This is a genomic window from Nonomuraea monospora, assembly GCF_039531895.1.
Taxonomy (GTDB): domain Bacteria; phylum Actinomycetota; class Actinomycetes; order Streptosporangiales; family Streptosporangiaceae; genus Nonomuraea; species Nonomuraea monospora.
On the sequence record NZ_BAAAQX010000064.1, the window covers coordinates 18,695 to 42,581 of the forward strand.

Genomic DNA, 23,887 nt, shown 5'->3' on the forward strand with positions numbered 1-23,887 from the left:
GGAAGGAGGCGACCGCCCGTGAGCATCGACGTGCACCAGCACCTGTGGACGAGCACGTTCGTCGATGCCCTGCGCGCTCGCAGCACCCCTCCGTACCTCGACGGGTGGACGCTGGTCCTTGACGGCGAGCCGCCGTACGAAGTGAACCCCGCCGACCACGACAAGCGCGACACCACCGGCCTGGAGCTGGCCCTGGTCTCGCTGTCGAGCCCGCTCGGCATCGAGTTCCTGCCGCCCGAGGAGTCCTGGCCGCTGATCGACGCCTACCACGAGGGCGCGCTCGCGCTGGGCGCACCGTACGCGGCGTGGGCGGCGACCTGCCACAGCGAGCCCGACCCCGACCGGCTCGCCGAGGACCTCGACCGCGGCCTCGTCGGCCTGCAGATCCCGGCCACCGCCGCGCCGGACGACGAGCTGCTGGACGTGCTGACCGAGCGGAACCTGCCGCTGTTTGTGCACCCGGGCCCGGCCGGTCCCGCGATCGGCACGCCGCCGTTCCCGCGCACCGCCCACGGCGCCGCCACGCCGCCGTGGTGGCCGGCGCTGGTGCCGTACGTGCAGCAGATGCACGCGTCCTGGCACTACTTCCACGCCGTCGTCCGCCCCAGGCACCCGCGCCTGCGCGTCTGCTTCGCGCTGCTCGCGGGGCTCGCCCCGCTGCACTCGGAACGCCTGATCGCCAGGGGCGGCGGCGGGCGCGGCCTGGTCGACCCGAACTTCTTCGTGGAGACCTCTTCGTACGGCCCGCGCGCGATCGACGCGATCGTCCGCGAGCTGGGCATCGACGTCGTGGTCAACGGCTCCGACGCCCCCTACGCCAAAGCACCGGAACCCGGCCTCGGCGCGGCCGCGGACCACGCCATCAAGGTCGTCAACCCCCGTCGCCTCATCAGCGGAAAGGAGTCTCGTACGTGAACACAGAGCAGATCCAGGACGGGGGCACCTGTGCAGGGCTCCCGGAGCGTGTCCTCGACCGGCGCGAGCTGCGCGATCTGGTGAACGAGCTGGCCGCCAGCCCGCAGGAGTGGCGCGAGCAGGTGGACTTCCCGGCCGACGGCGGCCGTCACTACGCCTCGCTCTACCGCGACGCGTACGTGGACGTGTGGCTGCTGTGCTGGCGCCCCGAGGACGACACGGGCTGGCACGACCACGACACCTCCTCGGGTGCCGTGCACGTCGTGCAGGGCGCGCTGAAGGAGTGCAACCCGCGCATCGGCGGCGAGCACCTGGAGACGGTGGTTCCTGCGGGCCAGTCGTTCTCGTTCGGGCCCGACCACATCCACCGGCTCACCGGGGCGGTGGACGAGAGCGTGTCGATCCACGCGTACTCGCCGCCGCTGTGGCGGCTGGGCCAGTACTCGATCGACGGCACGGGCGTCATGCGCCGCGTCTCGGTGAGCTACGCCGACGAGCTGCGTCCGATGGACGACCCGGCCGCCGGCCCCGAGCCGCTCGCGCCCGAGCCCGCCGCCACCACAGCGGCGCCCAGCCCCGAGCGCGTGGCCGAGCACGTCGCCTGAGCACCTGACCCGAGCACGCGGCCCGAACGCGTGGCCTGAGCACCTGGCCTGAGCACGCCGTCAGCCCTGGCCGCGCGACCTGAGTCTGCTCCGGTCGCGCGGCCTCAGCACACAGCAGCTCCCGCAGGGCTCCACGTCGGGCAGCGCGATCCACAAGCAGCACGTCCTGCGGAAGTAGCCGTCGCCGGCGGGCTCCACGAGCCCGTCGAGCGGCGGCCCGATCTCCTTCAGCAACCTCAGGTAGTCGCCCCGCACGATGGAGGTCAGCGGGTGGGCGACGGCCTCGGCGGTGGAGCCCCACAGCGTGCGCTCCCCCACCTTGGCCATCCGGCTGAGCACCTCGACCATCGGCCGCTGCGACTCCTCCAGCGCCGCGCCGATCACCCCGGCGCCGGACCCCCAGCTCACGCGCGTCGCCGCGATCGTCACCCCTGCACCCGACACCTTGAAGTACGTCTCCGCCGCCCGCATGACCGGCACCCGCCCATCCAGCGCCCACCCGAGCGCCATGGGCAGCGTGTGCCAGTAGCCGTACGTCTTCCAGAACAGCGCCGCGCCGACGTGGAACGGCGCGCCCCAGCGGGCGGCCGTCTCGTCCACGAGATGCGTGAGCAGCGTGTACGGCTCCCGCACCAGCTCGCTCACCGGCATCCAGCTCTCGTCGGGCTCGATGACGAGGCCGGGCTCCACCCCCAGCACCCCATCGCGCTCCCCGGCCAGCCGCCGGAGCGTCTCGATCAGCACGCGTCGAACCCCCGGAGATCTAAATCTGGGCCTTTCCCAACGTAGCAGGGCGCCCGGCGAACCATCCGGCCACGATCTGCACCGCGCACACCCCCAGCCCGGCGACCAGCGGCACCGTCCACCCGCCCGAGGCCTGCCGCAGGAAGCCGAACAGCAGCGGCCCCAGCGCCGCGATCACGTACCCGACGGACTGCGCCACGGCTGACAGCGCCGTCACCTCGGCGGGCCCGGACGGGCGCAGCGCGATGATGAGCAGCGCGAGCGCGAACGAGGCGCCCTGGCCGATGCCGAGCACGATCATCCACACCCACGGCACGGTGGTCGGGGCCAGCAGCATGCCCAGGTAGCCGAGCACGGTCAGCACGCCGGCCCCCACCACGTACGGGACCTGGGAGGCGCGCCGGCCGGCCAGGACGGGGACGGCCAGCGAGGTGGCGACCTGGACCGCGTTCGTCAGGCTGAGCAGGTAGCCGGCCTGGTCGGCGGCGAGGCCCGCCTCCAGGAAGATCGTGGGCAGCCAGGCCAGCATGACGTAGAAGGTCAGCGACTGCAGGCCCATGAGCGCGGTGATGTACCAGGTGACGCGGCTGCGCAGCACCGCGCCGAAGGGGCGGGGCCCGTTCTGGGCGCGCACCTGCTTGCGCAGCGCCTGCGGAAGCCAGAGCAGCGCCGCCAGCAGGGCAGGCACGGCGAGCAGCGCCGAGACGCCGCGCCAGCCGTAGCCGGTGGCCTGCTCGATCGGGATCACCAGTGCGGACGCGCCCGCCGCGCCGGCCACCACGCAGGAGACGTAGACGCCGGTCATGAGGTTGACCCTGGTCGGGAAGTGCTGCTTGACGACGCCCGGCATGGAGACGTTCATGACGGCGATGGCGGTGGCGGCCAGGGCCGAGCCGAGGTAGAGGACGGGCGCGCCGTCCAGGCCGCGCAGCACGACGCCCGCGGCGATCACCAGCAGGCCCAGCAGCAGCGTGCGGTCGAGCCCGATGCGGCGCGCGAGCAGCGGCGTGACCGGCCCGAACACGCCGAGGCAGACCACCATGACCGTGGTGATCGCGCCGCCGCCCGCCGGGGTGAGGCCGACGTCGTTCATGATCTCGTCGAGGAGGGGGGAGACACCCGCGATGGCCGGGCGCAGGTTGAGCGCGGCCAGGGCGAACCCTGCCACGAGCAATGCGGATCTCAACGACATAGGGGACCACTCTCGCACAGGCCCTTGACAACGTTGTCTGCCCCTCCCGCATGAGAAATGATCCAGGCGTGAGACCGACGATGAAGGACGTCGCCTCGGCGGCGGGCGTGGCGCTCAAGACCGTCTCGCGCGTCGTGAACGGCGAGCCCGGCGTGCACCCCGCCACCGCCGAGCGGGTGCGCGCGGCCATCGACCGGCTGGGATACAGCCGCAACGAGAGCGCCCGGGTGCTGCGCAGAGGCAGGACCGCCACGATCGGGCTGGTGATCGAGGACGTCGCCGACCCGTTCTACTCGGGCCTGAGCCGGGCCGTCGAGGACGTCGTCATCGACCACGGCTGCCTGCTGCTCAGCGGCTCGTCCGGGGAGGAGCCGGGCAGGGAGCGGGAGCTGGTCGAGACGTTCTGCGCGCGGCGCGTGGACGGGCTCATCCTGGTTCCGGCGGGCGACGACCACACGTACCTGCGGCCCGAGCTGGAGGCGGGCACCCCGGCGGTGTTCGCCGACCGGCCGCCCGGCGCGGGCATCGACGCGGACACCGTGCTCACCGACAACGTGGGCGGGGCCAGGCAGGCGGTCCGGCACCTCATGACGCACGGCCACCGCCGGATCGCCATGCTCGGCGACGACCCGGCCATCTTCACGGCCGCCCAGCGGCTGCGCGGCTACCGGGAGGAGCTGGGCGGGCTCTTCGACGGGCGGCTGGTGTCGATGCGGCCGCCTGGGCTCGACGCCGCGCGTGAGGAGCTGGCGCGGATGTTCGCGCTGGACGATCCGCCGACGGCGCTGTTCACCGGGAACGGGCGGCACACCGTCACCACCCTGCGGGCGCTGGAGGGGCGGCGGGTGGCGCTGGTCGGGTTCGACGACTTCGAGCTCGCCGACCTGCTGCGGCCGGGGGTGAGCGTGGTGGCGCAGGATCCGTCGTGGATGGGGCGGGTCTCGGCCGAGCTGCTGTTCCGCCGCCTGCGCGGTGACGGCGGCCCGTCCGAGCACATCGAACTGCCCGTACGGCTCATTCCGCGCGGCTCGGGCGAACTCGCCCCGGAAGACCAGAGGTAGAGATCACGCGCGCGGGCCGCAGCACGCGAGCCAGCGCGACCGCCACCACAACCCCCATCGCCCCCGACACGGCGATCGCCTCCCCCGGCCCGACCACTTCCCCCAGCCCCCCGACCAGCGCCGCCCCCGCCGCCTGCCCCGTCATGAGCCCGGCCGACTGCAACCCGAACGCCTGCCCCCGCACCTCCTCCGGCACCACGTCCACGAACCGCCGCTGCAACCCGAGCTGGTAAGCCAGCCCCGCCGTGGCCAGCGCCGCGAGCACCGCCGCCCACCCCACCCCGGGAGCGAGGGCGAACCCCAGCCACGGCACCCCCAGCAACACGGCCAGCGGCAACGACAGCCGTTCCCGCCCGCCGGGCGTCACGAACCGCCCGACCGCGAACTCCCCCACCGCCATTCCCCCGGCCGCCGCCGCGAGCACGACTCCCGCCTGCCCCTGCCCGCCGAGGTAGGGCACCACCATCGCCTCGGCCCCCGCCAGGCAGACGGGCGGCAGCCACCCGGCCAGCAGCAGCCCGCGCACCCGCCCATCGGCCAGCAGCCGCCGGTTGACCCGCAGGGTCTGCCGCACCGCGCCCCGCTGCCCCGCACCCCGGGCCTGGGTGAAGGGCAGCCCGGCCCGCAGCACCACGGCTCCCAGCACGGACAGCCCGGCCGTCACCCCGAGGGCCCCGGACGGCCCGGCGAAGGCCAGGAACGCGCCGCCGACCGCCAGCCCGAGTATCTGCCCGCCGGCCGAGGCGACGTTGAGCACCGACCGTCCCAGCACGAACGCGTCCCCCGGCAGCACCTCGGGCAGCATGGCGGCGCGCGCCGCGAAGAACACCGGCGAGAGCAGCCCCGTGCCGATGACGAGCGCCAGCATCGCCCACACGGGCATCCCGGCCCAGGCGAGCAGCGCGCAGGTGAGCGCCCTGATCAACTCGCCCGCCACCATGAGCGCCCGCGCGGGCACCCGGTCGGCCAGGGAGAGCAGGAACAGCCCGCCCACGATGAACGGCAGCCACCCGGCCATGTACGCCGCGGCGGACAGCCCTGGCGACCCGGTCCGCTCGAAGACCAGCACCGACAGCGCCAGCATCTTGATCGAGTCGCCGACGATCAGCAGCACGAAGCCGGCGAACAGAACGCGGAACTCCTTGACGGCGAACACCTCGCCGAACGTCGCACCCTTCACGTCCCCGATGCTCGGGCCACCCCTCCCGCCGGAGCGACTTCTTCGGATATAACCGAAAGGTGCTGGTGACGATCGAAGTCGTGCCGCAGGATCTGATGGCGAGCAGGTTCGCGATCTCCCCCTTGATCGAGACCATGCACGCGCAGTGGGTGCTGGCGGGCCGCTACCGGGCGGGCGCCCACGGCCCGTGGGTGGCCCGATGGCGCGAGACCCACAGGGAGCTGATGCGGCGGCACCCCGTGCTGCGGGCCGCCGGCGCGGTCAGCGGCAACAGGGGCGACGCGAACGTGGACTTCATCGCGCCCCCGCCGACCGCGGTGGACGTGCCGTTCGAGGCGGAGCTGGCGGCCATGCGGGCGACCCCGCCGGCGCAGGCGCGGGCGGAGATCGAGCGGGTGCTGGCCAAGCGACCCCCGGTGACGCGCTGGGTCAGGGAGCTGCTGCTGGCGCCGGGGGTGGTGACGCGGTTCGCGGACGCGTACGAGGCGCTGTGGACGGAGATCCTCGCGCACGACTGGCCGCGCTTGCGTGCGGTCCTGCAGCGGGACGTGGCTTACCGGGCCGGGCGGCTGGCCGCGTACGGCTGGCAGGCGGCGCTGGAGGACCTCAGCCCGAAGGTGCACTGGCGGGCCGGCGGCCGGATCGAGATCGAGATGACCTCGTCGGGGGACCACCGGCTCGGCGGCAAGGGGCTGCTCTTCGTGCCCTCGGCGTTCATGGAGACGATCGGCACCTATCTGGAGGACGACTGGCCGTACGCGATGGTCTATCCGGCCAGGGGCATCGCGGCCGCGCCCGCCCCGCCGCCGCGGGACCTGGCCTCGCTGATCGGGCGCAGCCGGGCCCGCATCCTGGCCGAGTTGTCCGAGCCCGCCAGCACCACCCAGCTCGCCGCCCTGCTCGGGCAGAGCGTGGGCACCGCGGGCGGGCACATCGCCGCGCTGCGCAGGACGGGCCTGATCGCGGGCACCCGCACGGGCCGCAGCGTGCTGTACGCGCGCACCCCTCTCGGTGATGCGTTGGTCAACGGCTAGCCTGTGCTCCGGTAAGCACAAAGCTATAGTGGTTGCGCATCAGTTCTGCAAATCTGTTCACGGATCCCCATGGAGCGCGCGCATGAATGCCGCCGACGCCGTCCCCGAGGCTCAGGCCAGATTCCCCCACGAGCTGATGTACGCGGCGGCCCAGCAGTACTACCTGGAGGACGCCACCCAGGGCGACATCGCCAAACGTCTGGGCGTCAGCAGGGCGACCGTGAGCCGGCTGCTCACCGAGGCCCGCAAGCAGGGCATCGTCGAGATCAAGGTGCACCGCCCCGCCGCGCTCGGCGACGGCCCGCTGGCCGCCGAGGTGGCGCAGGCGCTCGGCCTCGATCGGGTGCACCTGGTGCCCAAGGTCAGCGGCCCCGCGCTGGGCCCGTGGCTGGCCCCCGGGGTGACCCGCGCGCTGGCCGCCGTCGGCCTGGAGTCGGGTGACGTGGTGCTGGTCTCCTCGGGCACCACGGTGTACGAGTGCGCCCGCGAGGGCCTCGGCCACTACCCGGGCGTCACGATCGCCCCGGCGGTGGGCGGCCAGGAGGAGCCGCAGCCCTGGTTCCAGACCAACGAGACCACCCGCATCCTGGCCGAGCGCGTCGGCGGCGTGCCCGCCTACCTCTACGCGCCCGCGCTGCCGGGCCCCGAGCTGTTCTACTCGTTGCAGCACGAGCCGTCCGTGCGCCGCGTGATGGACCTGTGGGCGCACGCCAAGTGCGCCGTCGTCGGCGTCGGCTCACCCCCGCTGACCAGGCAGATGGTGCCCTCGCTGATGCCCCGCGACGCCGAGGGCCTGCGCCAGGCGGTGGGTGACGTGTGCATGCGGACCTACGACCGCGACGGCGCGCCCGTCACGTACCCGGGCAGCGAGCGCCTGGTGGCCGCCAAGCCTGAGGAACTGCGCCGCATCCCGCACACGATCGCCGTCGCGGTCGGCGCGGAGAAGGTGCTCTCGATCGTGGCCGGGGCCAAGGGCGGCTACTTCAACCAGCTCGTCACGGACACGCCGACGGCGGAGGGTCTCCTGGCAGCCGCTCACCAGCTCTGAACACTTTTGCTGGACAAAGTTTCTGACCGCGCGCTAACGTGAGCCGCACCACAGGGTGTGCGCCGCAGTGAAGGCGTTCCCTGTGTCGGGGGCAGGTGCGTTCAACCCGGCGTAAGTGAGGAAACAACCCGTGAACAGAGCTCAGATGCGGACCTCCGCGTTCGCCGCAGTGGCAGTGCTCGCAGGCTCGATGCTGGCGGCCTGCGGCTCAGGCTCGGACGCCGGCGCAGGCGCGACCGGGGGCACCGGCGGCGAGGGCGGCAAGGTTGCCTTCCTCATGCCCGACCTGGCCTCGACCAGGTACGAGCTGCAGGACAAGCCGCTGTTCGAGGCCAAGATGAAGCAGCTCTGCCCGACCTGTGAGGTCATCTACCAGAACGCCGACTCCGACGCCGCCAAGCAGCAGCAACAGGCCAACTCCGCGCTCGCGCAGGGCGTCAAGGCCATCGTGATCGACCCGGTCGACTCCGCCGCGGCGGCCACCATCGTCAAGTCCGCGCAGTCGCAGCAGGTCCCGATCATCGCCTACGACCGGCCGATCCCGGCCACGCCGGCCGACTACTACATCTCGTTCGACAACGAGAAGATCGGCTCCATGATCGCGCAGTCGCTGGTCGACCACCTCAAGGCCGAGAAGGCCGAGGGCGGCATCCTCCAGGTCAACGGCTCGCCCACGGACGCCGCCGCGCAGCTCATCAAGAAGGGCATCCACAGCGCGGTCGACCCGAGCGGCTTCAAGCTGCTGGCCGAGTACGACACCCCCGACTGGCAGCCGGAGAAGGCGCAGACGTGGGTCAGCGGCCAGATCACCCAGTTCAAGGACCAGATCGTCGGCGTGGTCGCCGCCAACGACGGCACCGGCGGCGGCTCGATCGCCGCGTTCAAGGCCGCGGGCGTGAAGGTGCCGCCGGTCACCGGCAACGACGCCGAGGTGGCCGCCGCCCAGCGCATCATCGCGGGCGACCAGTACAACACCATCTCCAAGCCCATCAAGATCGTGGCGGAGGCGTCGGCGAACGCCGCCTGGGAGTTCATCCAGGGCAAGAAGCCGGCGGGCAAGACGACCCTCTACGAGACGCCGTCCGAGCTGTTCGTGCCCACGGTCGTGACCAAGGAGAACATCAAGGAAGTGCTGTTCGACAGCGGGATCATGAAGGCCGCCGACGTCTGCACAGGCGAGTACGCCAAGGGCTGCGCGGACCTCGGGATCCAGTGATGAGCGTTCTGTCCCTGCGCGGGATCAGCAAGACCTTCGGCGCCGTGGCCGCGCTCACCGACATCGAGCTCGACGTCGCGGCCGGCCAGGTCGTCGCCGTCGTGGGCGACAACGGCGCGGGCAAGTCGACGCTGGTCAAGATCCTCTCCGGGGTGCATCCGCCGGACGGCGGCACGATCACGTTCGAGGGCCGCGAGGTGGACATCCCCACCCCGGCCGCCGCCCACCGGCTCGGCATCGCCACCGTCTTCCAGGACCTGGCGCTCTGCGAGAACCTCAACGTGATCCAGAACCTCTTCCTCGGCCAGGAGATCCGCCCGCTGCGCCTGAACGACGTGGCCATGGAGACCCGCTCGTGGGAGCTGCTCCGCCAGCTCTCCGCCAAGATCCCGAGCGTGCGGGTGCCGGTCGCGGCGCTGTCGGGCGGCCAGCGGCAGACGGTGGCCATCGCCAGGTCGCTGCTCGGCGACCCGAAGGTCATCATCCTGGACGAGCCCACCGCCGCACTCGGCGTGGCCCAGACGGCCGAGGTGCTCAACCTGGTCGAGCGGCTGCGCGAGAACGGCCTGGGCGTCATCATGATCAGCCACAACATGGCGGACGTGAAGGCCGTCGCCGACACCGTCGCGGTGCTGCGGCTCGGCCGCAACAACGGGGTGTTCGAGGTGGACAGCGTCTCCGCCGAGGACATCATCGCCGCCATCACGGGCGCCACCGACAACGTGGTGTCCCGGCGAGCTCAGAGGGGACAGCAGTCGTGACGACCATGGCCACGGACCGCCAGGACGAGCGGCTCCGCAACCGGGAAGGGCTGCGCGGCGCGCTGGCCGACGTGGTCGAGCGGGCCCGCGGCGGCGACCTGGGCGTCATCCCGGTCGTGGTGGGGCTCATCGTCATCTGGTCGGTGTTCCAGATCCTGAACCCGATCTTCCTGTCCAGCGCGAACCTGGTGAACCTCACCCTGGAGTCCGCCGCCGTCGGCGTGATCGCGCTCGGCATCGTGTGCGTGCTGCTGGTCGGCCAGATCGACCTGTCCGTCGGCTCCGTCAGCGGCCTGTCGGGGGCGGTGCTGGCGGTGCTGTTCGTCGGCCAGGGGCTGCCGGTCTGGCTCGCCATCGCAGCGGCGGTGCTCATGGGCGCGGTCATCGGCTGGCTGTACGGGCAGCTCTTCAACCGGTTCGGCGTGCCGAGCTTCGTGATCACGCTGGCCGGGCTGCTGGCCTTCCTCGGGCTCCAGCTCTACGTGCTGGGTACCAAGGGCTCGATCAACCTGCCGTTCGACTCGGGGCTGGTGAACTTCGCCCAGCTCGACTTCGTACCGGCCTGGCTGTCGTACACGTTCGCGGTGATCGCGGCCGTCTGGCTGTTCGCCAGCGGCTACCTGCACGCCCAGGAGCGGCGCAGGGCCGGGCTGTCGGCCAGGAGCGTCTCCACGCTGGCCGTCAGGAGCGTGGCGCTGCTGGCGGTGCTCGCGTTCGTGGTCTGGTACCTCGGGCAGACGCGCGGCGTGGGCTGGATGTTCGTCTTCTTCGTGGCGCTGGTGCTGATCATGCACTACCTGCTGTCGCGGACGAAGTGGGGCCGCGCCGTCTACGCCGTGGGCGGCAACGTGGAGGCCGCGCGCCGGGCGGGCATCAACGTCAGGGCGATCTACACCTCTGTGTTCGTGCTCTGCTCGACGTTCGCCGCGGTCGGCGGCATCCTGGCCGCGGCCAGGCTCGCGGCGGCCAACCAGAGCAGCGGCTCGGGCGACGTCAACCTCAACGCCATCGCGGCGGCCGTCATCGGCGGCACGAGCCTGTTCGGCGGGCGCGGCACCGCGTTCGGCGCGCTGCTCGGCATCATCGTCATCCAGTCCATCTCCAGCGGGCTGACCCTGCTCAACCTCGACTCCTCGATCCGGTTCGTGGTCACCGGGGCGGTGCTGCTGCTCGCCGTCATCGTCGACTCCGTATCGCGCCGGTCCAGGACCTCCCACGGCAGGGCCTGATGGCGATCATCTGCGTGGACGCGGGCACCACGGTCATCAAGGCCGTCGGGTACGACTCCTCCGGCGCCGAAGCGGCCGTGTCGCGGCGCGAGACCGTCGTGTCCAGGCCCGCGCCCGGCCACGCCGAGCAGGACATGCACGCCGTCTGGGACGCCGTCGCGGCCACCGTGCGCGAGGTCGCCGGCCAGGTCGGCGGGGCCGACTTCGTGGCGATCACCGCCCAGGGCGACGGCTGCTGGCTGGTGGACGCCGACGGCGAGCCCACCGGCCCCGCCATCCTCTGGAACGACGCCAGGGCCGCCTCGATCGTGGACCGGTGGACCCGCGACGGGCTGGCCGCCGAGGCGTTCAGGACCAACGGCTCCTCCGCCGCGTCCGGGCTGCCGCACGCCGTGCTCACCTGGCTGCGCGAGCAAGACCCCGGGCGGCTGACCCGGTCGAGCACCATGCTGACCTGCGGCGGGTGGATCTTCTCCCGGATGACCGGCGAGCTGGTGGCCGACGAGTCCGACGCGTCCGCGCCGTTCATGGACCTGCGCGAGCGGGCGTACTCACCCGAGCTGCTCGCCCTGTTCGGGCTGGGCTGGGCCGAGCGGCTGCTCCCCCAGATCCGCCCCTGCCCCGTCGCCGGGCTGACCGCCGGCGCCGCCGCCGCGCTCGGGCTGCCCGCCGGCACGCCCGTCGTGATGGCCCCGTACGACATCGCCTCGACCGCGCTGGGCGCCGGAGCCGTGACGCCGGGGCAGGCGTGCGGCATCCTCGGCACGACGCTCTGCACCGAGGTCGTCGTCGGCTCCCCCGACCTGGAGGGCGAGCCGATCGGCATCACGATCGCGCTGCCCGGCGGCTACCTGCGGGCGTTCCCGACGTTCGCCGGGACCGAGGTCGTGCAGTGGACGTGCCGGCTGCTCGGGCTGTCGCAGCCCGCCGAGCTGGGCGAGCTGGCGATGCAGAGCCGGCCGGGGGCGGGCGGGCTGACGTTCCTGCCGTACCTGTCGCCCGCCGGCGAGCGGGCCCCGTTCTCCGACCCGCTGGCCAGAGGGGCGCTGCTGGGCATGTCGTTCGAGCACGACCGCTCCGACGTGGCCAGGGCCGCGCTCGAAGGGCTCACCATGGTCATCCGCGACTGCCTCGCCGCCACCGGCGCCACCCCGACCGAGCTGCGCGTCTGCGGAGGCGGCTCGGCCAACGCCACCTGGCTCGGGCTGATCGCCGACGTCACCGGGCTGCCGGTGCGGCGCTCGGCCGACGCCGAGGTGGGGGCGCGGGGCGCGTACCTGGTGGGCCTGGCAGCCACCGGTGCCGCGCCGTCCGTGGCCGCCGCCGCGGGCGAGCACGTACGGCTGCGCGACGCCGTCGAACCAGACCCCGGCCGCCGCGACCTCTACGACCGGCTCTTCGCCGACTTCCTCGCGCTGCGCGGCGACACCGCGCGGAGCTGGCCGCTGCTGGGCGAACTGCGGAGCCGTTCATGAGCGTGTGGATCGGCATCGACCTCGGCACCCAGAGCGTGCGCGCGATGGCCGTCGCGGGCGACGGCCGGGTGCTCGGCACCGGCAGCCGCCCGCTGACCAGCCACCGCGACGGGCCCCGGCACGAGCAGGACCCCGAGCAGTGGTGGCGCGGGCTCGCCGCCGCCACCCGCGAGGCAATGAGCGCCGTCCGCGCGCCCGTCGAGGGCGTCGCGGTGGCCGCGACGTCTGGAACGATCCTGCTCACGGACGCCTCAGGCCGCCCCGTCACGCCCGCCCTCATGTACGACGACCGCCGCGCCGACGCCACCCTCGCCAACGAGGCGGGCGGCCAGGTCTGGGACCGGCTCGGCTACCGGCGCATGCAGCCCAACTGGGCCCTGCCCAAGCTGCTCTGGCTGCTCCGCGACGCCCCCGCCGGCGTGCGGCTCACCCACCAGAACGACTTCGTCAACCGTCGCCTCACCGGGCACGCCGTGGCCACCGACCTGAGCAACGCGCTCAAGACCGGCGTGGACCTCATCGAGGAACGCTGGCCGCTGGACGTCTTCGACACCCTGCGCGTGCCCCGCGAGATCCTGCCCGACGTCGTACGGCCGGGCACCCGCCTCGGCGCCGTGTGCGCGGCGGCGGCCGAGGAGACCGGCCTCCCGGCCGGCACCCCGGTGATCGCCGGCACCACGGACGGCTGCGCGGCCCAGCTCGGGGCCGGCGCCCTCCGGCCCGGAAGCTGGAACTCGGTGCTGGGCACCACGCTGGTGCTCAAGGGCGTGACGAAGGAGCTGATCCACGACCCGTTGGGCGTGGTGTACTCGCACCGCGCCCCGGACGGCTCCTGGCTGCCGGGCGGCGCCTCCAGCACGGGCGCGGGCGCACTCACCCGCGACCTCCCGGGCCGCGACCTCAACGCCCTCAGCGCCGAAGCGGCCACCCGCGGCCTCAACGCGCTCACCGCCGGGGCAGCCGCCCGCCACCTCGACGCGGCTGCCACCCGCAGCCCCGACGGGCTGAGCGCCGAGGCGGCGACCCGCGGCCTGTCGCCCGCCGTCACCTACCCGCTCGTGTCGCGCGGCGAACGCTTTCCCTTCGCCGCCCCCGACGCCGAGACCTTCACCCTCGGCCGACCCGCCGACGACGTCGAACGGTACGCCGCCATCCTGCTCGGCGCGGCCTTCGTCGAACGCCTCTGCTTCGACTACCTCGACCTCCTCGGCGCCCCCGTGGACGGCGAGATCGTGCTCACCGGCGGCGCAACGAAGAGCGCCTACTGGACGCAACTCAGGGCCGACGTCCTGGAACGCCCGGTGACGCTGCGCGAGAACGCCGAACCCGCGCTGGGCATGGCCGTCCTGGCGGGCGGCGACCCGGCCAGCATGATCAGGACCAGGGCCGTCGTCGAGCCGTCGGGGGGCCGCCTGCGCGAGCCGTACCTGCGGTTCGTGGCCGAGCTGGAACGGCGCGGCTGGCTCGACGCGACGGCCGCCGCACACGCCCGCGAGAGGACCACCGACCGATGACCGACCTCGTGCTCGTCCGCCACGGCGAGACCGTCTGGCACGCCGAGAACCGCTACGCGGGGCTCACCGACGTCGAGCTGACCCCTCGCGGCCACGCCCAGGCGGCCCAGCTCGCCGCCTGGGCGGCCCAGGCCGGCCTGGAGGCGGTCTGGTCCTCCCCACTCACCCGCGCCCGCACCACCGCCGAAACCGCCGCCACCAACATCACCCCCCACCCCGGCCCGAGCGCCACCGCCGAGCCCGGCTCGCGTGGCGCGGAGGCGAGCACGACCGACGCCACCAACGCCACTCGCCCCGCCGGCGCCGCTGGTGCCGCCGGTGCGATGGCGGGCGCGCCCGACGCGGCCGATGCCACCGGTGCCGAGGCAGGTGCGGCTGGGTCGGGGTTGGTGGTGCGGGTTGATGAGCGGTTGCGGGAGCTGGACTTCGGCCAGGGCGACGGTCTCACCTCGGCCGAGATGAAGGCCCTCTTCCCCGAGGCCCGAGCCGCGTTCGAAGAAGACCCCGCCGCCAACCCCCTGCCAGGCGGCGAGAACCCGCACGAGGCGGCCGAGCGTTTCGTCGCCGCGCTGCGGGACATCGCGGCCGCGCACAGCCCCGGCGGCCGGGTGCTGGTGGTGGCGCACACGACCGCGATCAGGCTGGCCCTGTGCCGCCTGATCGGGGTGCCGCTGGGCGAGTACCGGCGGCTGTTCCCGCGCCTGGACAACTGTGCGCTGACCGAGCTGCGCGTGCGCGACGGCCAGGTGGCGCTGCTGCAGTACAACTCCCCGATTGGAGCCGTTCGTTGACCATCCGAGTCCTTGCCGCCGGTGACCATTTCGTCCAGAACCGCCTGCTCATCGACGCGATCCGGCACGCGGTCCCGGGAGAGGTGGACATCCGCGAGCTGACGTTGCCGTGGCCGGTGGTGCCGTTCGGCCGGGTGGGCGAGGTGGATGAGGCCTCTGACGTGGAGGAGGAGCTGATCGAGGCGTTGCGCGGGGTGGAGGTGTGCGTGACGCAGATGGCGCCGCTGACCAAGCGCGTCCTGGACGCCTCGCCGGATCTGCGGCTGTTCTGCGTGAGCAGGGGCGGCCCCGTCAACGCCAACCTGGAGGCCGCCGCGCGGGCCGGGGTGGCGGTGACGTTCGCGCCGGGCCGTAACGCGGTGGCGACCGCCGAGCACACGCTCGCGATGCTGCTGGCGGCCACCCGCAGGATCCCGCAGACGCACGCCGATCTGGCGGCGGGCGTGTGGCGCGGCGACTACTACACCTACGACAGCGTGGGCCCCGAGCTGGAGGGCAACACGGTCGGTCTGATCGGTTACGGCGCGATCGGGCGGCGGGTGGCTCGCATGGTGGCAGGGTTCGGGGCTGAGGTGCTGGTGCACGACCCGTACGTGGACGTGCCCAACAAGGTCGAGCTGCCCGAGCTGCTCGAACGTTCGCTGTTCGTCTCCCTGCACGCCCGCGCCACGGCGGAGACCGCCGGGCTGATCGGCGCGGCCGAGATCGCCGCCATGCCGAGGGGTTCCGTGCTGGTCAACTGTGCCAGGGGCGCGCTGCTCGACTACGACGCCGTGTGCGACGCGCTCGACTCGGGCCAGTTGTTCGGCGCCGCGATGGACGTCTTCCCCGAGGAGCCCATCCCGCCGGGCTCCCGGCTGCTCACGACGCCGAACCTGGTGATGACCCCGCACCTGGCGGGCGCGAGCAAGGAGACGGCGATGAAGGCGGCCACGATCGTGGCCGCCGACGTGGCCCGCTACGTGCGCGGCGAGCCCCTGGCACACGTGGCGACCCCTTGAGCGCGCCCTCGCCGGCGCGGCCCCTTGAGCGAGCGCGCCCCCTGAGCGTTACCCCTTGAGCGCCCCCGCCATCAGCCCGCGCATGAAGAACCGCCCCAGCAGGACGTAGATCACCATCGTCGGGACGGACGCCAGGATGGCCGCCGCCATCTGCTGGCTGTACGGGGTGGCCTGCGCGCCCGCGATGTTGTTCAGCATCACGGTCGTGGGCCAGCTCGTCGGCCCGGTGAGGAAGACGGCGAACAGGAAGTCGTTCCAGAGCGAGGTGAACTGCCAGATGATCACCACGGCGATGGCGGGCCCCGACACGGGCAGCACCACCGACCAGTACGCCCGCAACATCCCGGCCCCGTCCACCCGTGACGCCTCGATCAGCTCGTCGGGGATCGTCACGTAGTAGTTGCGGAAGATCAGCGTGCAGATCGGGATGCCGTACACCACGTGCGCGAGCACCAGCCCGGGGATGCCGCCGTAGAACACCCCCTGCAGCCCGGCGAACCGGTCGACCGACACGAGGAGCTGGACCAGCGGGATCATCACCCCCTGGTACGGGATGAACATCCCGAACAGGAACAGCGTGAACAGCACGTCGGCCCCGGGGAAGCGCCACTTGGACAGCACGTACCCGTTCATGGAGCCCAGCGCGCACGACAGCAGCGACCCGGGGACGGCGAGCAGCACGCTGTTCCACAGGCCGGGGGCGAGCTTCTCCCACGCCACCTGCCACGCCTCGGTGGTCCACGTCCGCGGGAGGTTCCAGGCCTGGCTCGGGTCGGCCTCGGTGAGCGGTTTGAAGCTGGTGACGAGCAGGACGTAGATGGGGATCAGGAAGACCACCACGAACAGCACGAGCAGCCCGAGCCTGGCCCATCCGGAGACCGTCGCCCTGCGCCCGGCGACCGCCGTCATGAGCGCCTCTCCTTACGCACCGACCAGATCAGGTACGGAACCACGAAGATCGCCACGCTGAGCACGATGTACGACGCGATCGTGGCCCCCTTGGCCGGGTCGTTGGAGTCGAACACCGCCACCCACATGAACACCGCCGGCACGTCGGTGATGATCTGCTTGCCGGACACCGCCACGATCAGGTCGAACACCTTGAGCGAGATGTGCCCCAGGATGATCAGCGCGGACAGCGTGACCGGCCGCAGCAGCGGCAGCACCACGTGCCGGTAGACGCCCCATTCGGTGCAGCCGTCGACCCGGGCGGCCTCCCGCAGTTCCTCGGGCACCCCGCGGAAGCCCGCCAGGAAGAGTGCCATGACATATCCGGACATCTGCCAGATGGCCGGGAGCGCCATCGCCGCCATGCCCCAGTCCTGGTCACGGAACCACTGCCACTGTGGCAGCCCGATCCAGTCGAAGAGCCGGTTCAGCCCGACCGCCCGCTCCCCCGTGCCCGAGTTCATCAGCCACCGCCACACGATGCCGGTCGCCACGAACGAGATGGCCATCGGGAACAGGTAGATCGCCCGGAACGTGCCCTCGCCCCTGATCCCCTTCTCCATCAGGAACGCCAGGAGCCAGCCCAGCGCCGCGGCGCCCAGCACGAACACGAGCGTGAACATGATCGCGTGGCTCACCGAGAGGTGCCATCGCGGCAGGTCCCAGATGTCGATGAAGTTCTGCAGCCCCACGAACCGTCCCTCGGACACCGCGTCGTGCTGGTCGGTCATGGCGACCCGGAAGTTCCAGCCGAGCATGCCGTACACGAAGACGCCGATCAGGATGATCGACGGCGTGACGAGGAGCAGTCCGGGCAGCCACGTACGTGCCCGCCTCACAAGCTTTCCCTCCCGGGGGACGGCCGCGGCCGCCCCCCGTCTGATGGATTACTGGGCGTTGGCCGTGGCCGCGTCGGCCAGCCCCTGCTGCAGCGCCTTGACGTCCTTGCTGCCGATGTAGAGCCCGACCGCCTCGTTGATCGCGGCCAGCCACGGCTGGTTCACCGCCACGCCGTGCTGGATGGACCCGGCGAGCTTGTCGCCCGACCAGTCCTTCAGCGCGTCGGCCAGGTAGTCGGTGTAGAGCGACTGGTCGGCGTCCTTGCGGGCGGGGATGGAGCCCTTCATCGGGTTGAAGGCGTCCTGGCCCTCCTTGCTGGCCGCGACCTTCAGCCAGGCCAGCGCGCCGTCACGGTTCTTGGCGCCCTTGGGCAGGGTGAAGCTGTCGGACAGCCACAGGTAGGTGCCCTCGGTGCCGGGCGCGGGCGCCCAGTCGAAGTCCGTCTTCGACTTCTTGCCCAGGCCGCCCTCCGGCGGGTTGTGGAAGTAGCCGTACGCCCAGTCGCCCATGACGTTGAACGCCGCCTGGCCGTCGGCCACCTGCTTGGCCGCGGGCTGCCAGTCGTCCTGCGGGTCGCCCGCGTACTCCATGATCTTGGCGAAGTTGGTCAGCGCCGCGCCCACCTGCGCGCTGTTCCAGTCGGCGCCCGGCTTGAACAGGGCGTTGTAGGCGTCGGCGCCGAGCGTGCCGAGCAGCACGCTCTCCATGAGGTGGGTGACCGTCCACTCCGACCCGATGGACAGCGGGATCTTGCCCTTGGCCTTGACCTTCTCCAGCGCCGCGAGGAACTCCTCGATCGTCTTCGGCGCGGCGGCGACCCCGGCCTCCTTGAGCACGGCGGGGTTGAACCACAGCACGTTGGAGCGGTGGATGTTCACCGGCACGGAGTAGATCTTGCCTTCGACGCTGATCTGCTCGACGAGCTGGGCCGGGAAGACGTCCTTGAGCTTCAGCTCGTCGTAGAGGGCGGTCAGGTCCTCCAGGTTGCCGGCCTTGATGTAGCCCTGCAGCTCGGCGCCCGCGTGGCCCTGGAAGGTGTCGGGCGGGGTGTTCGCCTGGAGTTTCGACTGCAGCAGCGCCTTGGCCTTGTCGCCTGAGCCGCCGGCCACCGCCGCGTCGAAGAAGGTGTAGTTCGGGTTCTGCTCTTCGAAGATCTTTCTCATCGCCTTCAGGCCGTCGGCCTCACCCGGACCCGTCCACCAGGAGAAGACCTCAACCTGCTGCTTCCCGCCGCTGCTCGCCGCGGGCGCCTGGCTGCCGGTGGCAGTCCCGCCACCGCCGCCTCCGCAGGCCGCCAGACCGAGCACGCTTGCCATCGTGATCGATACGGCCGCTAACCACCGTCGCATCCCACACCATCCCTTCGAAGTCCCCCGAAGTCGCGGTGATTTGACAACGTTGTCAACAACGGCTATCAACCCACTTCGGGCCGCGCTCCGTCAAGGGATGGGCGGTAACAGCTCCGCATACTCGGCTGTCAGCCGACCCGCTCCAGCCTGCCGTCAGGGCCCGTCACGACCGTCACGCCGAAGTCGTGGCCGGTGCCGTCCAGGTCGCCGCCGTCGGCGGCCACCACCAGCGCGCCCTTCGACACGCCGAGCCCCACCAGGGCCAGCAGGCCGCAGCCGCCGTCGGGCAGCCACGTCGTCAGCACCACGTCGGTCTCCGCCAGCCGGACCCGCAGGTCGAGCTCCGCCATCCTGGCCAGCAGTCCGGCGTGCGACAGGCGGGCGCCGTCGGCCAGCAGCACGGCGAGCTGCCGCTTGGCGTCGAGCGCGGGCAGCGCGGTGGGCTCCAGCGTGAGCAGGCAGCGGAAGTCGAGCGCGTCCAGCGCCGGGCCCAGCGACACGACCTGCCGCACCCGCGACTCCTCGGCCGCCACGATCGCCGTCTCCGCCAAATCGGGCGTGGTGATCAGGACGCGGGCGTCGCACTCGCGCAGCCACGCCGCCATCTCGTGCGCGCCCAGCGCGGGATCGATCGGCGCCGCCACCCCGCCGGCGGCCACCACCGTGTGGACCGCCAGCGTCTGCGCGCCCGCCGTGGACACGTGCACCCCCACCACCTGGTCACGCCGGGCGCCCCTGCGCACCAGCCCGGAGGCCGCCCTGGTCACCTCGGTCACCAGCCTGCGGTAGCCGTAGACCAGGCCACCGCGCAGATCGATGAGGGCGGGACGGTCGCCGCGCTCGTAGGCCCGGCGGAACACTTCATGAATCACGGTGCCGGTGGTCGAGGCGGTGGGTCTCATGCCCGTCAACGTACGACCGCCGCGGCGGCCCGAGCATCCACCGATGTATGTAGGCGGCTGTGCATTCCCGCAGGAGGGTTGGGCGGGCCCGAGCCCTGCGCGACTCGAGCCCGCTGTCACGCGCCCCGGAGCCGGACCCCCACCCCTCCGAGAAGGTCCGGCTCCGTACGGACGCGTGACGTCCCCGATCGATCGGCCGCGGCCCCCCGTCGCGAGGGGCGAGGTACGCGCGGTGCGGTCGATCACGTAACGAACGGTAGGCGTGCAGAGGGTTCCCGCACATGCGCTGACATGGCCATTCGACGATGTACGCGCGATGTGTAGACGGCTCAGCGGCTGCCGACCACCCAAGCGGCGATCTGTGTACGCGTGGCGAAGCCCAGCTTCGACAGGATGTTGGCCACGTGCCGGGCGACGGTCGCCGGGCTGATGACCAGCTCGTCGGCGATGCCGCGGTTGCTCAGCCCCCTGGCGACCAGCTCGGCGATCTCCTGCTCCCTGGGCGTGAGCTTGCTGTCCTGGCGGACCGGCACGAGCGGCACGGCCGGCGGCTCCGGCAGGTCGCCCTCCAGCGCGCAGGCCACCGCCTGGTCGGCGGTGAGCCCCGTGCCCTCGGCCCACAACACGCCGACGACGGCCTCGCCGAGGCTCTCGCGGGCCGGGCGCAGCACGTCCTCGGTGCGGGCGTCAGGTTGCCGGCCGCCCAGCGTCACCGCCGCCGCCACCATCAGGACCGCGCGCCGGTGGTCGCCCTCGGCGGTGACCAGCGCGGCCCACGCCTCCAGCCGCCGCGCGATCCCGGCCCGCAGGCCGGCGTCGCGGCTGAGCACCAGCGCCTCGGTGAGCCTGGCCCTGGCCTGCGTCAGGTCGCCCTCGTCGAGCGCCACCCTGCCGAGGCCGGCCAGGCAGCTCACGATCTGCTGCCTGGCGTCCACGTGCCGCAGCAGGCGCAGCCCCGACTCGTAGTGCCGCTTGGCGGCGGCGGGGTCGCCGGTCTTCCTGGCCACCTGGGCCAGGCCGATGTGGCCGAACGTCTGGCCGTAGTGGTTGTCGAGCTCCTCGCTGATCGCCAGAACCTCCTGGTAGGCGCGCCGCGCCTCCTTCAGGCGGCCCTGGTGCAGGCCGTAGCGCGCCCTGGTGGCCTGGGCCAGCGACTCCATGACCAGGTCGCCGGACTGCCTGGCCGTGTCGAGCGCCCGGTCGATCGCCGCCTGCTCGCCGGTGAGCTGGGCCAGCGCGATCGTGCCGAGAGCCTCGCCGTAGACGTCCTTGGCGGCGGCGCACAGCTCCAGCCCTGCCCTGACGTGCCGCAGGGCCGGCTCGAAGTCGCCGGCGGCCAGCGCCAGCTCGCCGCGGACGATCGTGGCCCGCCCGCGCAGCCCGCGCGGCACCTGGGGCGCGTCGAGGGCGAGCAGCCGGTCGAGCCGCTCGGTCGAGTCGAGCTTGCGCCCGCTGCCGATCAGCAGGAAGCGGATGTCGGTCAGCAGGGTGAGCGCGGTCTCGGGCATGCCGATGGCGATCGACCAGTCGCAGGCGGAGTTCACCTCGGCCTTGAGCCCGTCGAAGAGGTTGACGTAGCGCTGGACCACCGGCCACGACGTGCGCACCCCTGGCGCCAGCGACTCCTTGAACCTGGTCGCCAGCCTGGCCAGCGCCGTCAGGTGGCGGCGGCGCAGCTCGGCCTCCTCGCCCGACTCGGCGAGCTGCTCCAGCGCGTACTCGCGGACGGTCTCCAGCAGCCGGTACCGCGCGTGCCCGGCCACCTCGCCGTCGAGCACGACCAGCGACTTGTCGACCAGGTCGCAGAGCCGGGGCAGCACCTCCTCCTCCGCGAGCCCGGGGCCCGAGCAGACCCATTCGGCCAGGTCGAGCGTCCAGGCGGAGCGGAAGGCGGCCGTACGGCGCAGCAGCAGCCGCTCCTGCGGGCTGAGCAGCCGGTAGCTCCAGTCGACCGCCGCCCGGAGCGTGCGATGCCGGGCGGGAGCCGTACGGGCGCCGCCCGCCAGCAGCCTGAACCGGTCGTCCAGCCGCTCCACGAGCTGCCCCACCGACAGCACCCGCACCATCGCGGCGGCCAGCTCGATCGCCAGCGGCAGCCCGTCGAGCGCCTGGCACAGCTCCGCGACCAGCGGGCGCGTCTCGCCGGTCAGCTCGAAGCCGGGCCGCGCCGCGGTGGCCCTGGCCACGAACAGCCGCACCGCCTCGCTCTCCGCACCGTTGCCCGGGTCGCTCACCGACAGCGGCGGCACCCGCCACACCGTCTCGCCCGGCACCCGCAGCGGCTCCCGGCTGGTGGCCAGCACCGTCACGCCGGGGCAGGAGCGCAGCAGGTCGCGGCAGAGCTCGGCGCACTCGCCGATGACGGGCTCGCAGTTGTCGAGCAGCAGCAGCACGCGCCGGTCGCCGACCGTCTCCACCAGGTCGCCCGAGATCCGCAGCGCGGCGGCGACCTGCCCCCTGAGCTGCCCCTTCTCCAGGTCGGCCAGCTCGCACACGCACACGCCCCCGGTGTTCACCATGGCCAGCCTGGAGGCCAGCCGCAGCGCCAGCCGGGTCTTGCCGATGCCGCCCGCCCCGCACAGCGTCACGACGCGCGAGACGCGCATCAGGTGGACGAGCTCGTCGACGTCGGCCTCCCGGCCCACGAACGTGTTGGACTCGGCCGGGAGGTTGCTGGGGCCCGCGAATCGCTGCATCACCGTGAGTGTGCCACTAACTACGCTTCGCGCCCAGAGTTATTCGGTGGAGAAGTGCCGGCCCGCGTGGGCACACTCACAGCATGGCCGATGAGCCGCTGGAGCTCGGCGAGATCTCCTTCTCCGAGTGGTACGCCCACACCGACAAGATGGCGGAGGTCGGCTTCCTGACCATCGCCAGGAAGCTGCCGTCGCTCGTCGGCCAGGCCCTGCGGATGGCCTGGCGGGCCAGCCCCCGCGACACCCTGGCCACGATCGCGCTCAACCTGCTCGGCGGCGCTTTCACCGCGTTCGGCCTGCTGGCCACCACCGGCGTCCTGACCGCGCTGTTCAGCGAGGGCCCCACCCCCGACCGGGTGATGGCCGCCCTGCCGAGCCTGGCCGTCGTCGCCGGGGCCGCCGTCCTGCGCACCACCATGCAGGCCGGCGCGGGCTGGGCGCAGGCGCGCCTCGACCCGCAGGTCACCCGGCTGACGGAGGAGCGTCTGTACGGCCTGACCAGCCGGGTGAGCCTGGTGGCCTACGACGACCCGGAGTTCCACGACGCGCTGCAACGCGCGAGGCTGCGCGGGGTGGCCATGGCCGACTCGGTGGTCACCTGCACCATCGACGTGGTCACGGCCGCCGTCGGCATCGCCGCCGTGGCGGGCGTGCTGGTGGTGCTGCATCCGGTCCTGCTGCCGCTCCTCCTGCTGGCGGTGGTGCCGGACGCGTGGGCCGCGGTCCGCAGCGCCCGCATGCAGTACGCGACCATGTACTCCCTCATCCCGGCCAACCGCCGCAAGTGGATCATCGCCCAGCTCCTGGCGGAGCGCGAGCCGGCCGCCGAGGTGCGCGCGTTCACGATGCGCGGCTTCCTGCTGCGCATGTACGACGCGGTGGCGCGGGCCGAGCAGGACGTGATGCTGCGCCTGGCCCGCCGCCAGACCCTGGCCCGCCTGGCGGGCGAGGCCCTCGGCGGCCTCGGCGCCGCCCTGGTCTACGCGGCGCTCGGCGTCCTGCTGGCCGTGGGCGCCATCGCCCTGGCGGTGGCGGGCACCGCCGTGCTGGCCATCCGCTCGGCGCAGTCGTCACTCGGCCAGCTCATGTTCGCCACCAACCGCCTCTACGAGGAGGGCCTGTACTTCACGGACTTCCTCGACTTCTGCGCCGACGCGGAGAGCCGCATCCCCGCTCCCCGCCACGCCGAGCTGCCCGGCGCCTTCGAGCGCATCACCGCCGACGATCTCACCTTCACCTACCCCGGCGCCTCCGATCCGGCCCTGCGCGAGGTGTCGATCGAGATCAAACAGGGCGAGGTGATCGCCTTCGTCGGCGAGAACGGCTCCGGCAAGACCACTCTGGCGAAAATCCTGTCCGGCCTGTACGAGCCCGACTCCGGCACCG

The 23,887-nt window shown here is 72.5% G+C and carries 21 protein-coding genes; 13 read left to right on the forward strand and 8 right to left on the reverse strand.

Going from position 1 to position 23,887, the window contains the following annotated elements; all coding sequences use genetic code 11:
- Positions 1–18 precede the first annotated feature (18 nt).
- Both ABD331_RS57930 and ABD331_RS57935 read left to right on the forward strand, forming a co-directional pair.
- Positions 19–915, forward strand: coding sequence for an amidohydrolase family protein (locus tag ABD331_RS57930; RefSeq protein ID WP_344495681.1), 897 nt, complete (start codon positions 19–21; stop codon positions 913–915).
- Positions 912–1,520 carry a cysteine dioxygenase gene (locus tag ABD331_RS57935; RefSeq protein WP_344495683.1) on the forward strand — a complete coding sequence of 203 codons (609 nt, stop codon included), beginning with the start codon at positions 912–914 and terminating at the stop codon, positions 1,518–1,520. Before ABD331_RS57930 ends, ABD331_RS57935 begins: the two co-directional genes overlap by 4 nt.
- 60 nt (positions 1,521–1,580) lie before the next feature.
- On the opposite strand, the gene ABD331_RS57940 is transcribed toward ABD331_RS57935, so the two are convergent.
- Positions 1,581–2,264: a (2Fe-2S)-binding protein gene (locus ABD331_RS57940; RefSeq protein WP_344495685.1), complete on the reverse strand. Its 684-nt coding sequence runs from the start codon at positions 2,262–2,264 to the stop codon at positions 1,581–1,583.
- A 19-nt stretch (positions 2,265–2,283) separates the two neighbouring features.
- Complete coding sequence (locus tag ABD331_RS57945; RefSeq protein ID WP_425566287.1) at positions 2,284–3,450, reverse strand: CynX/NimT family MFS transporter; 1,167 nt, start codon at positions 3,448–3,450, stop codon at positions 2,284–2,286.
- A gap of 74 nt (positions 3,451–3,524) precedes the next feature.
- Between ABD331_RS57945 and ABD331_RS57950 the strand changes: the two genes are divergently transcribed.
- On the forward strand, positions 3,525–4,517 hold the full coding sequence (locus ABD331_RS57950) for a LacI family DNA-binding transcriptional regulator (RefSeq protein WP_425566288.1): 993 nt from the start codon (positions 3,525–3,527) through the stop codon (positions 4,515–4,517).
- On the opposite strand, the gene ABD331_RS57955 is transcribed toward ABD331_RS57950, so the two are convergent.
- On the reverse strand, positions 4,471–5,697 hold the full coding sequence (locus ABD331_RS57955; protein ID WP_344495689.1) for an MFS transporter: 1,227 nt from the start codon (positions 5,695–5,697) through the stop codon (positions 4,471–4,473). The two genes, ABD331_RS57950 and ABD331_RS57955, sit on opposite strands and share 47 nt — an antisense overlap.
- 65 nt (positions 5,698–5,762) lie before the next feature.
- Here ABD331_RS57955 and ABD331_RS57960 point away from each other — a divergent pair, with 65 nt between their 5' ends.
- The 9 genes from ABD331_RS57960 (at position 5,763) to ABD331_RS58000 (ending at position 15,766) form a co-directional block, all read left to right on the forward strand.
- Complete coding sequence (locus tag ABD331_RS57960) at positions 5,763–6,731, forward strand: DUF5937 family protein (protein WP_344495691.1); 969 nt, start codon at positions 5,763–5,765, stop codon at positions 6,729–6,731.
- An 82-nt stretch (positions 6,732–6,813) separates the two neighbouring features.
- On the forward strand, positions 6,814–7,779 hold the full coding sequence (locus ABD331_RS57965; protein WP_344495693.1) for a sugar-binding transcriptional regulator: 966 nt from the start codon (positions 6,814–6,816) through the stop codon (positions 7,777–7,779).
- A 130-nt stretch (positions 7,780–7,909) separates the two neighbouring features.
- Positions 7,910–8,995 (forward strand): ABC transporter substrate-binding protein, encoded by a 1,086-nt coding sequence (locus ABD331_RS57970; protein ID WP_344495695.1) that lies wholly within the window; start codon positions 7,910–7,912, stop codon positions 8,993–8,995.
- Positions 8,995–9,756, forward strand: a complete 762-nt coding sequence (locus tag ABD331_RS57975) for an ATP-binding cassette domain-containing protein (RefSeq protein WP_148442279.1) — start codon at positions 8,995–8,997, stop codon at positions 9,754–9,756. The genes ABD331_RS57970 and ABD331_RS57975 overlap by 1 nt, the downstream gene beginning before the upstream one ends.
- A gap of 5 nt (positions 9,757–9,761) precedes the next feature.
- Positions 9,762–10,985: a sugar ABC transporter permease gene (locus ABD331_RS57980; protein ID WP_344495720.1), complete on the forward strand. Its 1,224-nt coding sequence runs from the start codon at positions 9,762–9,764 to the stop codon at positions 10,983–10,985.
- On the forward strand, positions 10,985–12,460 hold the full coding sequence (locus ABD331_RS57985; RefSeq protein ID WP_344495698.1) for an FGGY family carbohydrate kinase: 1,476 nt from the start codon (positions 10,985–10,987) through the stop codon (positions 12,458–12,460). Before ABD331_RS57980 ends, ABD331_RS57985 begins: the two co-directional genes overlap by 1 nt.
- Positions 12,457–13,974, forward strand: a complete 1,518-nt coding sequence (locus ABD331_RS57990) for an FGGY-family carbohydrate kinase (RefSeq protein WP_344495700.1) — start codon at positions 12,457–12,459, stop codon at positions 13,972–13,974. Before ABD331_RS57985 ends, ABD331_RS57990 begins: the two co-directional genes overlap by 4 nt.
- Positions 13,971–14,765 (forward strand): histidine phosphatase family protein, encoded by a 795-nt coding sequence (locus ABD331_RS57995; protein ID WP_344495702.1) that lies wholly within the window; start codon positions 13,971–13,973, stop codon positions 14,763–14,765. Before ABD331_RS57990 ends, ABD331_RS57995 begins: the two co-directional genes overlap by 4 nt.
- Positions 14,762–15,766, forward strand: a complete 1,005-nt coding sequence (locus ABD331_RS58000) for a 2-hydroxyacid dehydrogenase (RefSeq protein ID WP_344495704.1) — start codon at positions 14,762–14,764, stop codon at positions 15,764–15,766. The genes ABD331_RS57995 and ABD331_RS58000 overlap by 4 nt, the downstream gene beginning before the upstream one ends.
- A gap of 48 nt (positions 15,767–15,814) precedes the next feature.
- On the opposite strand, the gene ABD331_RS58005 is transcribed toward ABD331_RS58000, so the two are convergent.
- The 5 genes from ABD331_RS58005 to ABD331_RS58025 form a co-directional block, all read right to left on the reverse strand.
- Complete coding sequence (locus tag ABD331_RS58005) at positions 15,815–16,675, reverse strand: carbohydrate ABC transporter permease (protein WP_344495706.1); 861 nt, start codon at positions 16,673–16,675, stop codon at positions 15,815–15,817.
- On the reverse strand, positions 16,672–17,553 hold the full coding sequence (locus tag ABD331_RS58010) for a carbohydrate ABC transporter permease (protein ID WP_344495708.1): 882 nt from the start codon (positions 17,551–17,553) through the stop codon (positions 16,672–16,674). The genes ABD331_RS58005 and ABD331_RS58010 overlap by 4 nt, the downstream gene beginning before the upstream one ends.
- 48 nt (positions 17,554–17,601) lie before the next feature.
- Positions 17,602–18,870 (reverse strand): ABC transporter substrate-binding protein, encoded by a 1,269-nt coding sequence (locus ABD331_RS58015; RefSeq protein ID WP_344495710.1) that lies wholly within the window; start codon positions 18,868–18,870, stop codon positions 17,602–17,604.
- A 161-nt stretch (positions 18,871–19,031) separates the two neighbouring features.
- Positions 19,032–19,805, reverse strand: coding sequence for an AMP-binding protein (locus tag ABD331_RS58020; RefSeq protein ID WP_344495712.1), 774 nt, complete (start codon positions 19,803–19,805; stop codon positions 19,032–19,034).
- A gap of 329 nt (positions 19,806–20,134) precedes the next feature.
- The gene (locus ABD331_RS58025) at positions 20,135–22,501 is read right to left on the reverse strand and encodes a LuxR C-terminal-related transcriptional regulator (RefSeq protein WP_344495714.1); all 2,367 of its coding nucleotides are present in this window, start codon (positions 22,499–22,501) and stop codon (positions 20,135–20,137) included.
- Between the two features lie 83 nt (positions 22,502–22,584).
- On the opposite strand from ABD331_RS58025, the gene ABD331_RS58030 reads away from it, so the two are divergent.
- Positions 22,585–23,887: ATP-binding cassette domain-containing protein (locus ABD331_RS58030; protein WP_344495716.1), on the forward strand; the 1,303-nt coding region annotated here is incomplete at its 3' end.